This is a genomic window from Lutispora sp. QWL-02, from assembly GCF_058315355.1.
In genome coordinates this window covers 3,358,179-3,374,312 of record NZ_CM177762.1, presented here as the reverse complement: position 1 = coordinate 3,374,312, position 16,134 = coordinate 3,358,179, and the positions used below count along the sequence as shown (strand labels likewise).

Sequence of the window (16,134 nt, the reverse complement as noted above, 5' to 3'; positions counted from 1 at the left end):
TTGCAATGAACTTATTCATTACGCAACAATCCTCTTTAATTTTATGATATGAGTATTGCAATAAAGAGGATATGGATATATACTTCTCAAATAAATTTTTTAGTCCTTATGAAATGATGTTAGGCCTTTTCATACTTGAGCCTATAATAGTGCTAATACATGAGTTAGGTCACGCTTCCTTTAATTTTGTATTTGGCGGAAAGACTAAGAAAATAGTTATAGGGAAAGGCAAAAGATTGTTCAGCATAGGAATTCTTGAGATTCGGCGCTGGTATTTTTACTCTGGGCAATGTAGTGTGAAGAGCTTTGAAAATGATAGTAAGCCTCTAACAATAATCATGCTGTTAGGTGGCGTATTATTCCAATTGTTCACCGGTATTATATTGCTTCTACTTGTTAAATTGGGAATAATAGAACATGGCAATTGGCTCGATGTGTTTTTGAGCTTCTCTTTTGTTATGGCTGTGTCTGCAATTATACCTATAACATATCCTGATGGTATGAACAGCATTATATCATGATTTACATTATTGTCATATAGTGTTATTTTATAAGAAAATATGATACCGGAGGAAAATGGTAATGATGAAGAAGTTAATATTGATCTTACTGTTAGTGAGCATTATCGGTTTTACTCCTTTATACTGCTCTGCGGAAGAGGAAGGGAGCGATCCGCTTGGGATAGGTACGGAGGAACTAATGTAATATTTTAAACCTTGAAATTTATTGTAGCTTTATGATTCTATGATAAACGATTTTAACAAGGAAAGGACCAGCTAGTTAAAGTCAATAGTTTTTTTAAAAAAACTTTAGATTTTTGACTGAATAAAATTGGGGATAGCAAACAAGCCCAAATGAGAGCCGAACATTGACAATTTCATAGTGGTTAAACTTAATTTCCAGTAATTGAGGCTTCTAGGCTACTTTTTCAGTACCTAAGTATTGCCCCCGGTGTTGTTCAGGGGTTTTTAGCCCATAGGGCTTAGAATCCCTTAAAATAGCGAAAATGATATTAGAGACCTTGCGTATAACAGCTCCAAGGGCTACCTTCTTGGGCTTTGATTCTTTCTTTTTCTGGTAGTACTCATGGAGTACAGGATTAATGGCTTCACCATTCTTCTTAACCCGTATGGAAGCAAAGGCAATGTCATAAAGGACACCGTCCGATCCTGGTGCCTCGCTTTGACATTTTGTTTTCAGTGCCTTTAAACTTGCCCGATTCACTATGGTAAGCCAGGCAGCATCAAAGCTAGATAAATATGCAAACAAGGTTGTAAGAGTAGATGACAGCAAGATTAAGGAATTTACTGAAGCTTTGACCAAAGCAGTCAAAGGCGAGTCCGTAGGCGAAGTAGCTGCAGCTTCCTACGATTTAATTTTATACATCATTTTGAGGGAAGAAATATACAGGCGAATAAATTATAATAAGAAAGAGGGAAAACAATGAAAAAAAAGAGTATCGTAGTATCCATTCTTGTAATTGCATTGCTATTTTTAACTGGAATAACATGCTTAGCAACCACATACTATGTTTCAACAGGGACGCAAAGCCTTGATGTATATGGATATGGTTGTGATTTTAGTGGTACAGCTGGTGCTGAGATCGCCTCTAATGGTGCTTGGCCAGATGTGACTGGAGTAAAAGTAAGAATCATTGTGTACAAAAATGGTCTAAAAGATGTCGATACTTCCGCTACAGATACTACTTCACCATATTCGGTTACAAAAACCGGGTCATGTTCAAGCTCAACATACTCCAATGTTTGGAAACTCACAACCACACATTATGTAAAATGCGGAGCGGAATCCTATTACACAGCCTCTGGTGGATTTGAAGAAACCCAGTCAAATTAATATTAAGGGGGAAATTTTAATGTTAAGAATAAAAAAGATTATAGTAGCTGTAATGTTTACTATGATGTTGACATTAATATTTTTTAACTATACTAATGCAAATAGTCCGAAAAACGAGAAAATCATTCAAGAGGTAGAAAGGCGGCTTCAGTATGCTAATGATGATATCAAAGATACTTTTAAAATAGAAAAAATATCAGATAAATATGAGGAAATAAAGTACCTTGATGCAATAGATTTAGGGGGGGACATTGCAAGAGAAATTGATGAATTAGATCAAATGGCTCCCATTGGTTGCACAGAACCGTTATATTATATTAGTAGGGGAAATGACGAAGTATTTATTTTGTTTAAAGAGGCCGACGGAACCAACACGATGTTGGGAAGTAAAAAGGTTGAGGGCATTTGGAAGAGAGACGAAAGAAGAATAAAAGGAACAAGAATTTTAGAAATTAAGGCTGATTAACTCAAGACCATTTACAATTTATTCACTGTTCAAAAATGGACATTACGCCTTATTGCATCACTTTTTAGTGATGCATCCTTTTTTCTATATGCTAATCTAAATTGTTATATTCAACTTTGCCCAAATATGACAACAATAGGTTATGCTAAAATAAGAGAGAAAGGCTACCAGAATAGGGGGATCTAAGGATCATCATGTATAAAGGAGTGCGATAAACTTGTCAAATAAATTTTTTAGTCCCTATGAAATGATGTTAGGTCTTTTCATATTTGAGCCTATAATAGTGCTAATACATGAGTTAGGTCACGCTTTCTTTAATTTTATATTTGGCGGAAAGACTAAGAAAATAGTTATAGGGAAAGGCAAAAGATTGTTCAGCATAGGAATTCTTGAGATTCGGCGCTGGTATTTTTACTCTGGGCAATGTAGTGTGAAGAGCCCTGAAAATGATAGTAAGCCTCTAACAATAATCATGCTGTTAGGCGGCGTATTATTCCAATTGTTCACCGGTATTATATTGGTTCTGCTTGTTAAATTGGGAATAATAGAATATGGCAATTGGCTCGATGTGTTTTTAAACTTCTCTCTCTTTATGGCCGTGAGTGCAATTATACCTGTAACATATCCTGATAATACAAATAGTGATGGGAAGCAGATTTACCAGATAATAAAATATGGAACATCATGGTATTATGATGGTAAAGAAGAATTATGAAACAGCCAAAGATTTTTATATCTTCAAATATGATGATATATGTGTTTGGTTAAAATTCAGAAAGACAAAAATTTAATTGATCATTTTATATAAAATTAACCAGGGGGGCTAGTATGTATAAATATTTGCTTAGGCACAAGCTGTTGTTTGCGCTGAATATAATATTTACGATAGCAGATTCGGCAATTAATGTTGCTATGGCTCTGGTACTGAAGCTGATCGTTGATGCAGGCTCATCCGGAAGCATGAGGGATCTCAAGCATGCAGTCATATTCTTTTTGATATACATATTGATATCCATTACCGTCTGGATGGCAGCCAAGGTATTAAAGGCTTGTTTGCTGAAAAAATCCCTTGCAGATTTAAAGAATCAGATTTTTACCAAGATAATCTATCGCAATATTAATACATTCAATGAAGAAAACAGTGCAAAAAACATATCTCTGCTGACAAATGATATAAATATATTGGAACAGGACTATTATACTAATCTATTCGATCTATTCTCTAATCTGGTTGCTTTCATTATTGCCACCATAGCCATGATAAGGCTGAATATTTATGCGACGATATTTGTTTTTGCAATGGGATTAATTACAATAGGCATACCTATCATTTCCGGAAAGACATTGAGCAGATATAGAAATGCTTATTCTGAGGCTATAGGGCTATTTACAGTGAAGATAAAGGATATTTTTTCCGGGTTTGAGGTAGTGAAGGGATTTAATATTGAAAAAAGAATTTTGGAGGATTATAGGATATCAAATGAAGGAGCCGAGCTGTCAAAATACAGGTATAATGTATTTGCAGGGGCAATAGATTCCTTAGCCACAGCATGTGGATTTATAATTTTTCTGGGCACCATGAGTATAAACGCATATTTCGTAATAAATGGCAAGATGACCATTGGCTTGATGCTTGCCATAACACAATTGATGAACAATATAGTAAATCCTCTTGTAAGCTTGTCTTCCAGGCTTAATAAGTTAAAATCCGTAAAGCTTATTGAAGATAAAATAAATGATATTTTGCTCAAACATGATGAGATCGATGAAGGAATCAGCAAGAAGACCTTTGATGACAGGCTGCGCTTTTATGATGTTTCTTTTTCCTATGACGGTGAAAAGGCCGTGTTAAAGGATGTGAATTTTACCATTAAAAAAGGCAGGAAGTATGCAATAGTGGGGAACAGCGGAGGCGGGAAATCCACTATATTGAAATTGCTTCTCAGATACTATGAAAACCACTCAGGGAATATATTTATTGATGGAATAGATAATAGAAGCATAAAAGCTGAAGACTTATATAGATTAGTGAGCATAATACATCAAAACATATATATGTTTGATAGCAGTATAAGAGACAACCTCACATTATTTGAAGATTACAGCGATGAAGCCATAGAAAATGCAATAGATCTGTCAGGGCTGAGAGCGCTTATCAAAAGCTTAAGCGATGGAATCAATAGCTCTGTAGGAGAAAACGGCTGCAATCTGTCCGGCGGGGAAAAGCAGAGAATAGCCATTGCAAGAGCCATAATAAAGAATACACCCATACTTGTAATTGATGAAGCCACATCATCTCTGGACAATGAAACCTCATACAACATAGAAAATTCCATATTAAATATACCTGAGCTCACATGCCTTGTGGTCACACATAAACTGAATGAAGAGATATTGAAAAAGTATGACAGCATATTTGTTTTAAAAGACGGAGCTTTGATAGAACAAGGCACCTTCGATGAGCTTATGGGAAGAAGAGCTTTCTTTTACAATCTATATAATGTTGCTAAGAACGGCAATTGAAGGAGACTTCATTCAGCGTTGAGCAACTTTTATAATATTTTGTTCCATGAGAATATTAATAAAGCGAACATCAGTATAAATTTAAAATTGTATCAGGAACTAAAAGGGGATGTTGCCCAATGAACTTATTCATTACGCAACAACCCCCTTTAATTTTATGAGGCTTTTTTTTGGTCGAATACTTTAGACTTTCTTTACAAATATTCATTGTTTTTTTACTTTTATTATTTAGAATAAAGGCAGGAAAATAAAAAGAGGGTGAGATATTGAAAAAAACAGTTGCATTAATACTTGTGTTGATCATAGCTTCTTTATCTGCAGCATACAGCCCGTTAAACAGAATGGCAGGCGTATCCGGTGATCTGGTATCTTCGGAACCCAAAGGGGAGAAACAGGAGCTTACTATTCTGTACAAACCGTGGATGGAGGCAGACATAGTCCCCCAAATTATTAAGCCTTATGCGAAACAGTTTGAGGAGCGGTTTGGAGTAAAAGTCAATTTCGTGGCTCCATCCGGATCGGACGATGATTCTGACAAAGCCTTTGCCGCTATGATGTATGCAAAGGAAGGGCCTGAGCTCATATATTATGATAGGAAATTTTTCCTGTTTGAGCAATTGACCGGGCAAGGGGCATTGGTAAATTTGAAAGGAAAGGCTGCCAATATAGATAAAATGTATAACTCTTTGCAAAAGGATGAGATGTATTATGTACCTGTCGGAATTCACTATAGCGCTATCGTGCTGAACAAAGAAAAGCTGGATGAAATAGGAGTAAAAGAAATACCTCTTGATTGGACCAGTAAGGACTACTGTGACATTTGGCTCAGATGGATATCTAAGTCGCCAAGATTTTTCACACGGTATGAATATTGGGAAACTGCCGAGATGCACATTTGGGATTTGGACTGTTATGACAGAGGAAATAACAGGGCCAGAATCAACACTCCAGAAATGAAGAAGGCCATCCGTGACTTGCGAAATGAGATATTTTCGGGCGAGTATAAACTAGATAAAAATTATACATATGAGAATTTCTATAATGCTTTTCGTGAATCTCAATCAGAAGAAGCGCAGAGAGATTCAGAAATTATTAGATCGGAAGAATACAAGCGTGATTGTCTTAATAGAGAATATGAAGGTAGAAGTCGCACAAATTTGCTCAGGGCATCGGAGATTTATAACAGTATGCTAAAAGGCTCGGTGGTCCTCCCTAAGGAGGCGGATAGAGCAGCGAAGCTGAAATCCTTTGGATTTGCGGTGAATAAAAACGGTAAAAATCTTGAGCTGGCATATGAATTTATAAACGGTATTTTGAGCGATGAAATTCAAATGGCAATGATAAGTGCAGATGAATTGTATAATATAAGTTATTTTTATCCGGTAAACCGAGATATTGAAAAAGATATTAAAAATCTGGAGATAGAGACTGAAGTTGATAGCAAGGCAATAGAAGTAAGGGATTATGCTTTAGAACAATTAAAAAGCGGTAAGCTGGTATTGGATGCCTACTATTATGGTGATGGCAGGGAGTCTGTATATGAAGGGGTAAGACGTTTTATTATTGAAGCCGTATTTGCCGATAAGCCTTACTCAGATGAGCAATTGACACAGCTGCTCCAAAAGATTGAGAATGATATAAATCTATGGCTGAATGAGTAGGGGTATTATATAAAATAGAGGGAAATGGAACAATTTGTGGAATACATGCAAATAAATCCTTTTTTTGGAGGAGAGATTAGCATGAACATACTTGTTGTTGATGACGAGAGATTGATTGTAAAGGGTCTCAAACACAGCTTGGAGCAAAATGGCTTTAAGGTATTTGCTGCATATGACGGTAAAGAAGCTCTTGAAGTTATAAACCGTGAAGCGGTAGAACTCATTTTGCTTGATATCATGCTGCCGGAAATCGACGGTATGACATTGTGCAAAATGATAAGGCAGCATAGCGATGTACCTATAATCATGCTGACAGCCAAAGATGATTATATAGATAAAATTTTGGGGCTTGAGCTTGGTGCAGATGATTATGTGACAAAGCCTTTTCATAAAAGGGAATTGATTGCCCGCATCAATGCGGTATACAGAAGATACGGAAGCCACAAGGGCAATTATGAGACCATTGAAACCTCTGGCCTAAGGCTTAATATTTCAAACAGGACAGTATATAAGGGAGATGAGGAAATAAGCCTCACAGCCAAAGAATTTGATTTATTAAGTATACTTGTAAGAAAGCCCGGCAGAGTTTTTACCAGAGAAATGCTATTTGAGACAATATGGAATGAATATGCCTGCGATACGAGGACTGTTGATGTACATATAAGCAACCTACGGGAGAAGATTGAGCACGATCCCTCCAAGCCTGAATTGATAAAAACTAAATGGGGTGTGGGGTATTTCTTCAGAAAGGATATTCAGTAATGTTTAGAAAGATAAGTATGAGAATGGCTTTTGCGTATGGAGCAATAATTGTGCTCACTATATTTATAATTGATGCGGTATTGATTTTCAGCTATCAGGAAAGGCAGCTCAGCAAAAATATCAAAAGCCAGGTTGAGTATGGAAATTTTATTGCGGACATAGTCAAGGAACATTTGAGTGATGTGGGAACACTCAACAGTACTTTGCAAGGCTACACCAAAAATGTTGAGGGGCGGGTCCTCATCATGGATAAAAAAGGTTATGTTTTAGCTGATAAATATGCTGAGTATTTTGGCAAAACATTGAAAAACAGCGTTATTGATAGGGCTATAAAGGATAAATCCAGTCAGGCAGGTTATGCCAGGCAGGATGACCATCATATAATGCTGGTTGCAGTGCCGATAAAGGACAGCAGAGGCCTATTGGGGCTGGTGCTCCTTTCTGCAGATATGGACTCTATAATAAAGGATATATCCGAACTAAAGATACAAGTCATATCTATATCTCTTCTAGCCTGTATCGCGGCTGTCATACTCGCATGGAAGCTGGGGTGCAAGATCACAAAGCCGCTTGAAATTTTAACCTCTGCTTCTGAGTCTATAAGAGGCGGGAAATTGGATATACAGGTTGATATAAAAGAAAATGATGAGATAGGGGAGCTTGCAGATGCCTTTAATCGCATGAGCCAGGAGATATACAAAACAGATATAAGCAGAAGGCGCTTCTTAAGCGATGTATCCCACGAATTGAATACACCCCTGACCGCTATCAAAACCCTTGTTGAGTCACTCATAGACGGTGACGATGATATCTATGTATATAAAGAATATCTGAACGATATCAACTGCGAGATAGACAGGCTTTCGACTTTGGTGAAATCTCTCCTGACATCAACCAAGCTTGACCAGTCCGAGATTTTCAAGGAAAATGTTTGCATATATGACGAGGCCCAGTTTCTCAGCCGCTTATTCGGCCCGCGTCTTATGCAAAGGAAGATGATCTTAAAAAATAACTGTGATAAGAGACTTATGATTTCTGCTGATGTTTCCATGCTGAGAGAGCTTTTGACAAACCTTATTGACAACAGCATTAAATATGGCAGGGAAGGCGGAAAGATAGAAATTTCTGCAGGCTCTATAGATGGCAAAAAATTGCTTAAAATTAAGGATGATGGAATAGGAATTCCTGATAAGGATCTGCCTTATATATTTGATTTTTTATACCGGGTCGATAAATCCAGAGGCAGAGGGATAGAGGGAAGCGGTTTCGGCTTGTTCATAGTGAAGAAAATTGCGGAAAGGCATGGCTGGGATATTCTTGTTAAAAGCCATGTAGAGGGCGGTACTGAGTTTACTATTATGATCGGGGATTAATCAGATGAATAGGGTGATCGCATGATATTTATGGTGTTTCTTAGCATACTGGGTTTTTTTCTGCTTTATGTGCTCCCTTTTCTGTGGGGAATAAAATATTCTCTGAGCAGGAGCGGCTTTGACAATACCTTTGTGGGATTACAAAACTATATAGAGGTAGTGAAAAGCGATACCTTCAGATTAGCTGTTAAAAATACTGTGACCTTTATGGGCATTGCCATTCCCCTCATCATGCTTGTATCCTTCATATTGGCGCTGGCTATTTATGAGCTTAAGCCTCCCAAGTTTGTATACCTCTTCATTTTGCTCCCTATTGCTGTGCCCTCGACTTCAGTATCAGGCTTTTTTCGCAAGCTCATGGGAACCGGGGCAGGAAATTTGATGGATTCGGATTATGCCATGCTGGTAGTCATCATGATATTTATATGGAAAAACACGGGCTACAATCTGATCATCTATCTGGCAGGGCTTCTGCAGATTGATCCGTCCCTCATCGAAGCATCGCAAATTGACGGGGCCAGCTATCTTCAGAGGCTCATACATATATTTATGCCTTTGTGCACCCCTTCCGCCGTCTTCGTAGGCATCGTATCTGTCATCAATTCTTTCAAGGTTTTCAGAGATGTATATATACTGCAGGGCAAATATCCCAACCCTCAGATCTATATGCTGCAGCACTATATGAACAACAAATTCAAGTCTCTGGAATATGAAAAGCTTACGGCGGCGGCATATATTTTTGCTGCAATCATTTTTATTTTTGCTCTTTTGCTGTTCTATAAGGATAGAAAATATGGGAAAAAAGTAGGAGAGAGATAATATGAGGAGAGTCTTGCTTTTGTTATTGATAATAGCGTCCTTGCTGTATATTTTCCCTATTGCTCACGCTTTTTTTAATTCCTTCATGAGTCAGGCTCAGATAAATACCACCGCTATAGAGCTTATAGCGGAGCAGTTTAATCTTCAGCAGTATTATACTCTTGCCCTTTACAAGGGTGAGTATTTTAAATTCTTTTTAAACTCACTGAAGCTGACAAGCATAATCATAGCCGGACAGATTGGAGTAGGCATTTTTGCGGCTTTTGCTCTTGCAAAGATGAAATTCAGAGGGAGCCGGATACTCTTTGCCATATATGTTTTGGCTTTGCTTTTGCCATTTCAGGTTACGCTGGTTCCTAATTATCTCATATTTGATGCATCGGAAAGACTTCTTCATGTCACTATTTTGGATACCCATCTTGCAATCTTGCTGCCGGGCATTTTTTCTTCCTTTGGAGTATATCTCTTGAGGCAGTTTATAAGAGGAATACCTGACGAAATAATTGAAGCGGCCAGGATGGATGGCGCAGGATATGGAAGGATTTTATTCAAAATAGTTTTCCCCATGATCAAGCCGGCGATTTTTGCCTTGGCCGTATTGGTATTCATAGATAGCTGGAATATGCTTGAGCAGGCTGTCATCTTCCTGAGCTCACCCGAAAAGTTACCTCTATCAGTGTTTTTAGAGACGATTTATTACAATGACTATAGCGTATTCTATGCGGGAGCGGTCCTTTATATTGTCCCTGCACTGTTGATTTTGATTAAAGGAGAAAAATATCTGCGGCAGGGCCTTTCCATAGGAGGTCTGAAGAATGAAAAATAAAGCTGTGAAATTAGCAAAAAAAATTATTATAGGTTTCTTTGCCTTGGTATTTATTATGGGCTTTTTCTCCAAATCCATCATCAATTTATTTCTGCCTAAAGTCCGAGTTGCGGCGGCTGTTGCCGCACCTGTCGAGAGAAACCTTGATATAGAAGGCACAGTGGAAGCTCGAGACAGCGTAAAGATAAGATTGGGAGGAAATATTATTGTAGAAGAGTATTATGTAAAGCCCGGAGACGTAATACTTGCCGGATATCCCCTATTTAAGATCAATACACGCTTCGGAATAAAAAATTCAGATCCCGATACCGACAGCCTTAAATCAGAGCTCAAAAGAGAAGAATTAGGGCTTCAAAGCCTCAAGCAGAAAAGCTTTAAGCTTGAAGAGCTGGATATTTCAGCTATGGAGGCAGGACTGCAAGAAAGCGAAGATGATTTTGCAAAGAGGGAAAAGCTTTATGAAGCAGGCGCCATAGCGGCAGTCGAATTGGATGGCATCAAAAATAGAATCCGGGAACAACGATTGGACTTAGAAAAGGCCGGGCTGGAGTTGGAAGAGAAGAGGAAGGATAATGAAAATGATATTATTAATTCAAGGATTAGAATAGAGGAATTGGAGAGGAATATCGCCGCCATTGAGAAAAAGGGAGCTTTTTATTCTAAGGCGGATAAGGACGGGATATGTTATTCGGATGTAAATGGTATTATGCTCTTTACTAATTTATCCGATGCTATACTGCCTCAAGACACTATAATAGCCGAAATAGCACAGCTTGATAATGAAAAGGGTTTAATATTCACAGCACAAGCTAATGAGCGGGATTATGACATTGTCAAAACTGCCGGGATAATTCAATTAACATCCGATTACAGCAATTCTGCATATAAGGTGAGGATTACTGATATCAGCCAAATAGTAAATCAAGAAATGCTAAGCATAAGAGGGGTTTTTGAGGAGGGAACGGATCAGGGGCTGAAAATAGGACAAAAGATGAAGGGCAAGATAAAGTCCATGTATTCGGATAAAGGACTCACGATACCAAAATCCGCTATTATTCCGGATGAAAGATTTATGGAGGGGCAAACGGGAACCGTATATATACTGGAAGAAAGGGACGGCATACTGGGCAAGGAGAATTTATCAAAAGCAGTAAAGGTTAAAATATTGGCAGTCGGGGATTCAAAAGCAATTGTATCGGGACTTGGGGGCTTTGATTATCCCAGGGTCATAACCAATTTATCATATAAAATAAGCGATGGGGCCAAGGTGTTCTTATGGCAATGAAGAAAGCTTATGTAATCTTAGCGATGATAGCTCTGTTGGCCCTTTTTTCTTATACTTATTTACTGAATCAATATAATCATAATACAGTGGAATTCTACTATAATGGTATGCTTATGCAGGATAATTTTGAGAGAATAAGGAGTTATAATAAGGGCAGCATTGCAGTTGCTGATTTTATAATGCCTTATCAGGGCAATAAGCTTATTATGACTACAGGTCTGGATTTTCTTACTGAAGCAATATCAATGGATAAAGGTGGATTTATATCCGATATCAGCAGAAGGGAGGCCGCTATAGGGGACAGGGCAGCAGATAAATATTTCAAAAATGGAGATGTAATAGGCAAATATATGGACATTTACGGCAAATCCTATGAAATAAAGGGAGTGATTAAAAACAGCAATGAGATTTATATATCCTATGACTCAGGCCTGGAGGAGTTGAACTGGGGGAAAAAGGTCATAAAGTATAATCTAAATGATGATGCCCAATTCTATCTTGAGATCAATAAAATCCGGGGGCAGCTTAATGCTTTGGGCTTAGACATATATGATGTTGTTATCATCAAGGAAATCATCTATAAATATATGAATATGCTGATACTTATAGGGATATCTGTTTTAACTTGTTTTGGCATAAGATTCTTCAGGCATTTTGTTAAGCAGATCAAGATCCTTTTAGATGTGTACATGGAGAGTAAGAACACAGCAGAGCTTCGTGATTTTTTGATGTCCCATGTTAGAGATATTCTGCGTATTATAGGATGGTTACCGGTTATATCGGCTGTCGGTCTTGGAATTTACGCATTAGTCACTGATTTATATATACCGCCGGCTATGATGCCGGAAAATCTATTTTCACCTTCCAGCTATATCAGAGTGATGATGTTCTATTATGATAAATTTTTACTGCATATTGAAAATGGTGTAAGCGGTATTCTGTTAGAAGCATATATGCTGGATTCAATTTTTATATTAGGATTCTTGCTGCTGTTTTCATTAGGCTGGAAAATCAAATCTCCATGTGATAAAATCTTTGTAAAAGCAGTGTGATATGACGATATTACATATATAAAAAAGCATCAATAATCACACTGCTTTAAGCTTTTGAATGAATATGTTATTATGATGCTATACTGGAAGAAGCATGATCTTATTCTTTTTTCTCAGTAGAAAGAGGCGTTTATATGAAGCGTTATATTAAAAAATTCTTTATATATTTTTTATTCTCCATAACTATCTCCGGATTGTGTTTTTTTATATACTTAAAAACTTATAAACCCAAGATTAAGCCGATTAATTCTATAGAACCGGTAATTGATTCTGCCGATCAAGAGCTTGACACAGAGCTGGGACCATTAGAAATGGCAGTAAAAAACAGCAATAATATAAACTTTATTCTATTGGGCATAGAGAATGAACCGAGAAGTGATGTTATTGTATTTTTAAGTTTTGATCCGGATGATAAAAAAATATCTATGATTTCTATTCCCAGAGATACATATTATTATGAAAAAGGATATGAGAAGGGTGATCAAAGAAAATTAAACGCAGTATTTGGAAGAAGCGGTGCACTTGGTACGGCTGATGCTATAGGAGAAATACTTGCAGGAGTTCCCATACATCATTATATATGCATGAAATATCAAACTGTAGCAGATATAGTTGATATATTAGGTGGAGTGGAGATTGATATTCCATTTCATATGGACTATATAGACCCTTCGGATAATCCTCCTCTGATTATCGATATTCCAAAGGGCAGACAGAAGCTTAATGGGGAGCAGGCTTTAAAATTCCTAAGATGGAGGCAGAATAACGATAAGAAAATAGGATATCCGGATGGTGATCTTGGGAGAATCCGGGCTCAGCAGAAATTTATTAAGGAAGCAATTAAAAAGTCATTAAATTCAAGCCTTCCAACGGTTATAGAGAAAGTATTCAGTGATGTAGGAACAAATATGACACAAATTGAGGCCCTTTCTTATTGTGTCAAAGCCATGGAAATTAAAGTGGATGATATCGCTTTGCTATTACTGCCAGGTATGCCGGAGTATCAAAAAATCGATGATGTCAGGTGGTCATATTATTTTTATGATAAAGATAAAGTAAGAGATATGATGCTGGGCATATACGGAGTGGAAATACAGAAGCCTTGACACCTATACCGATAAGTAGTATATTGTATTTGAATTTAATATGATAATGTCCGCTAGGGGAGCTTATGCTGAGAGCGTGGTTTATGCCACTGACCCTTAGAACCTGTGTAGTTAATCCTAACGAAGGGAAGCGGTTTCGGTTAAGTAGATTTACGCCGCCGCAACGCTTGTTGCGGCTATTTATTTTTGACCGTCTCCTCCGAGGACATATCAAAAGGGGGTTATTTTTATGAATTATTTTACCCAAATATTTAGCGAGCTTAAAGAGCTTAAAGGAGTCACAATTCTGATACTCCTGGTTCTTGTAGGGCTTTCACTATTTTTGGCATACTCATCAAAGAATAAAAAAACTAATACTAAAATTCTTGTATATGGCGGCCTTTGCATAGCTATGTCCTTTGTATTATCCTATATAAAGCTGTATCATTGGCCACAGGGGGGGTCAATCACTCCGGGCAGTATGCTGCCCATATTTATATTCGCTTTTATTTTCGGCCCCAGGGCAGGCTTGATTGCCGGTATAGCTTATGGCTTTTTGCAGTTTATTCAAGGCCCTTATATAATGCATTGGACTCAGGTGCTTTTGGATTATCCCATAGCCTTTGGAGTGATGGGATTGGCAGGGCTGAACAGAAAATATTTGCCTATAAGCGTACTTATCGGAGGATTCAGCAGATTTATGGCTCATTTCATATCAGGATTTGTCTTTTTCGGTTCCTTTGCACCGGAAGGCATGAATCCCATATGGTATTCATTTACCGTAAACCTTCCGCTGATGGGTACGGAAACAGCAATCTGCGTTGCAATAGCATTGATACCGCAATTCAAAGCCGCTATAGAAAAACTCAAGAAAAATGCACTATCCTAGAGAGCCTCAGGGCTCTCTTTTTTATACCTAAAATTCTTTGGTATTCCGAATAAGTCTGATATAATGGAAACATATAAGTAAGTATATTATTCGAGAGGTTTTTATTGTCATCCTGAGGGTTTAACCCGAAGGATCTTGGACCTATAAGAAATACCTAAGATTCTTCGCTGGCGTTCAGAATGACATGCGGTGCATGAAATAATGTACGAAATGTATATCAGTTTGGGGGCTTAGTACTGTGAAAGATAAATCAAAATATTTATTATTGCTGGCGTCCTTTGCTTTAATTGCTGCGGGTATTTATAGGGGAGAAGTGGTTGAGGTGCTCAAAAAAGCTATAAATATCTGTTTGGAGTGTATAGGAATTGGCTAATATTAAAAGAAGGATAATACAGATAGCTTCTACAATTTTAGGCAATGGATATTTTGAAGGCTATGCAAAAGGGACCATATACAGGGGAAAGCTGAAGTCAGTCTGTTTCCCCGGGCTGAATTGCTACTCTTGCCCCGGAGCATATACCTCTTGCCCCATAGGTTCGCTCCAGTCTGTAGCTGCGGGGCTCAAACACCAGGTATCCCTGTATGTCATAGGCTTTCTCATGCTTATCGGTACGATAGGCGGAAGATTTGTCTGCGGCTGGTTGTGTCCCTTTGGATTCTTTCAGGAGCTTCTGTATAAGATACCTGCTAAGAAGCTAAAGCTGCCTAAACTGCTAAATTCCTTAAAGTATTTTTTCCTCATAGTGTTGGTTTTGTTGTTGCCGGCACTATTTACTAATGAAGTAGGGATTGGACTTCCCTATTTTTGCAAATATGTTTGTCCGGCAGGAACATTGGAGGCGGGCATACCTCTGACTATAAAAAATGCGGCTTTACGGGGAGCCATAGGTATCATGTATTATTGGAAGCTTATTCTTCTGGGGGTTACCATCATTTTATCCATACTGATATCAAGGCCCTTTTGCAGAGCTGTATGCCCATTGGGAGCTATATACTCCTTGTTTAACAGTGTAAGCTTTTATAAAATGAATGTTGATGCAAGCAAATGTACAAGATGTGATATATGCAATAAAAACTGCCCTGTAGATATTAAAATTTATGAAAATGCCAACAGCCCGGAATGTGTAAGATGCGGAAAATGTATTGGGAAATGCCCAACGAAAGCCATAGAATCAGGATTCAATTTAGATAAGAGGAGGAGAGATCGTGAGAAGACTTTGGATATTAGCTGCAGTGCTGATAATTGCCGTTAGCATCTCGGCTTGCGGTAATAAAGCACCGGCGGAAGAGCCGAAACAGGAAGCCCAGGAGCCTGCAAAACCTGACGAAGAAACTCAAAAACCGGATCAGCAAGCGAATGCCGGCACCGAAGAGGAGGAAGCCCCGGCTGAAAGCCCTAAAGAACAGGAAGGAGCATTCAGGATTCCTGACTTTACCTCTGAGGATTTTGAAGGCAATGAGGTTACAAATAAATTCTTTGCAGATAATAAGCTTACAGTTGTGAATATCTGGACCACTACCTGACCCTCTTGTATAACA

The 16,134-nt window shown here is 37.9% G+C and carries 19 protein-coding genes, 1 pseudogene and 1 riboswitch; of the genes and pseudogenes, 19 read left to right on the top strand and 1 reads right to left on the bottom strand.

What is annotated here, in order from left to right:
- Positions 1-71: 71 nt before the first annotated feature.
- Both AC4HCY_RS15905 and AC4HCY_RS15900 read left to right on the top strand, forming a co-directional pair.
- On the top strand, positions 72-521 hold the full coding sequence (locus tag AC4HCY_RS15905; RefSeq protein WP_323430316.1) for a M50 family metallopeptidase: 450 nt from the start codon (positions 72-74) through the stop codon (positions 519-521).
- A 61-nt stretch (positions 522-582) separates the two neighbouring features.
- The gene (locus AC4HCY_RS15900; protein ID WP_323430317.1) at positions 583-705 is read left to right on the top strand and encodes a hypothetical protein; all 123 of its coding nucleotides are present in this window, start codon (positions 583-585) and stop codon (positions 703-705) included.
- A 210-nt stretch (positions 706-915) separates the two neighbouring features.
- Here the strand turns inward: AC4HCY_RS15900 and AC4HCY_RS15895 are convergent.
- Positions 916-1,222: pseudogene (locus AC4HCY_RS15895) on the bottom strand (transposase); the annotation flags it as partial.
- A 3-nt stretch (positions 1,223-1,225) separates the two neighbouring features.
- Here AC4HCY_RS15895 and AC4HCY_RS15890 point away from each other — a divergent pair.
- The 17 genes from AC4HCY_RS15890 (at position 1,226) to AC4HCY_RS15810 (ending at position 16,119) form a co-directional block, all read left to right on the top strand.
- Positions 1,226-1,447, top strand: coding sequence for a hypothetical protein (locus tag AC4HCY_RS15890; protein ID WP_323430318.1), 222 nt, complete (start codon positions 1,226-1,228; stop codon positions 1,445-1,447).
- Positions 1,444-1,854 carry a hypothetical protein gene (locus tag AC4HCY_RS15885; RefSeq protein WP_323430319.1) on the top strand — a complete coding sequence of 137 codons (411 nt, stop codon included), beginning with the start codon at positions 1,444-1,446 and terminating at the stop codon, positions 1,852-1,854. The genes AC4HCY_RS15890 and AC4HCY_RS15885 overlap by 4 nt, the downstream gene beginning before the upstream one ends.
- Positions 1,855-1,873: 19 nt before the next feature.
- Entirely contained in the window at positions 1,874-2,320 is a 447-nt protein-coding gene (locus tag AC4HCY_RS15880) for a hypothetical protein (protein ID WP_323430320.1), read from the top strand.
- Between the two features lie 217 nt (positions 2,321-2,537).
- A complete protein-coding gene (locus AC4HCY_RS15875) occupies positions 2,538-3,035 on the top strand; it encodes a M50 family metallopeptidase (RefSeq protein WP_491094606.1) in 498 nt (165 codons plus the stop codon).
- Positions 3,036-3,148: 113 nt separating this feature from the next.
- A complete protein-coding gene (locus AC4HCY_RS15870; protein WP_491094605.1) occupies positions 3,149-4,843 on the top strand; it encodes an ABC transporter ATP-binding protein in 1,695 nt (564 codons plus the stop codon).
- Between the two features lie 266 nt (positions 4,844-5,109).
- On the top strand, positions 5,110-6,504 hold the full coding sequence (locus tag AC4HCY_RS15865) for an extracellular solute-binding protein (RefSeq protein WP_491094604.1): 1,395 nt from the start codon (positions 5,110-5,112) through the stop codon (positions 6,502-6,504).
- A 75-nt stretch (positions 6,505-6,579) separates the two neighbouring features.
- Entirely contained in the window at positions 6,580-7,266 is a 687-nt protein-coding gene (locus AC4HCY_RS15860; protein ID WP_491096141.1) for a response regulator, read from the top strand.
- Positions 7,266-8,639 carry a sensor histidine kinase gene (locus AC4HCY_RS15855; RefSeq protein WP_491094603.1) on the top strand — a complete coding sequence of 458 codons (1,374 nt, stop codon included), beginning with the start codon at positions 7,266-7,268 and terminating at the stop codon, positions 8,637-8,639. Before AC4HCY_RS15860 ends, AC4HCY_RS15855 begins: the two co-directional genes overlap by 1 nt.
- A gap of 21 nt (positions 8,640-8,660) precedes the next feature.
- Positions 8,661-9,458, top strand: a complete 798-nt coding sequence (locus tag AC4HCY_RS15850; protein ID WP_491094602.1) for a carbohydrate ABC transporter permease — start codon at positions 8,661-8,663, stop codon at positions 9,456-9,458.
- A 1-nt stretch (position 9,459) separates the two neighbouring features.
- The gene (locus AC4HCY_RS15845; RefSeq protein WP_323430332.1) at positions 9,460-10,284 is read left to right on the top strand and encodes a carbohydrate ABC transporter permease; all 825 of its coding nucleotides are present in this window, start codon (positions 9,460-9,462) and stop codon (positions 10,282-10,284) included.
- Positions 10,274-11,569, top strand: coding sequence for an efflux RND transporter periplasmic adaptor subunit (locus tag AC4HCY_RS15840; protein WP_491094601.1), 1,296 nt, complete (start codon positions 10,274-10,276; stop codon positions 11,567-11,569). The genes AC4HCY_RS15845 and AC4HCY_RS15840 overlap by 11 nt, the downstream gene beginning before the upstream one ends.
- Positions 11,560-12,621: an ABC transporter permease gene (locus AC4HCY_RS15835; protein ID WP_491094600.1), complete on the top strand. Its 1,062-nt coding sequence runs from the start codon at positions 11,560-11,562 to the stop codon at positions 12,619-12,621. Before AC4HCY_RS15840 ends, AC4HCY_RS15835 begins: the two co-directional genes overlap by 10 nt.
- Positions 12,622-12,755: 134 nt before the next feature.
- Complete coding sequence (locus AC4HCY_RS15830; protein WP_323430335.1) at positions 12,756-13,727, top strand: LCP family protein; 972 nt, start codon at positions 12,756-12,758, stop codon at positions 13,725-13,727.
- Positions 13,728-13,772: 45 nt separating this feature from the next.
- A riboswitch (TPP riboswitch) is annotated at positions 13,773-13,873 on the top strand.
- A gap of 83 nt (positions 13,874-13,956) precedes the next feature.
- Complete coding sequence (gene thiT / locus AC4HCY_RS15825; protein WP_323430336.1) at positions 13,957-14,595, top strand: energy-coupled thiamine transporter ThiT; 639 nt, start codon at positions 13,957-13,959, stop codon at positions 14,593-14,595.
- A gap of 238 nt (positions 14,596-14,833) precedes the next feature.
- Positions 14,834-14,968, top strand: coding sequence for a CD1871A family CXXC motif-containing protein (locus AC4HCY_RS15820; protein WP_333783237.1), 135 nt, complete (start codon positions 14,834-14,836; stop codon positions 14,966-14,968).
- Positions 14,961-15,848 (top strand): 4Fe-4S binding protein, encoded by an 888-nt coding sequence (locus AC4HCY_RS15815; RefSeq protein WP_323430337.1) that lies wholly within the window; start codon positions 14,961-14,963, stop codon positions 15,846-15,848. Before AC4HCY_RS15820 ends, AC4HCY_RS15815 begins: the two co-directional genes overlap by 8 nt.
- On the top strand, positions 15,802-16,119 hold the full coding sequence (locus AC4HCY_RS15810) for an LptM family lipoprotein (protein WP_323430338.1): 318 nt from the start codon (positions 15,802-15,804) through the stop codon (positions 16,117-16,119). Before AC4HCY_RS15815 ends, AC4HCY_RS15810 begins: the two co-directional genes overlap by 47 nt.
- The last annotated feature ends 15 nt before the right edge of the window (positions 16,120-16,134 follow it).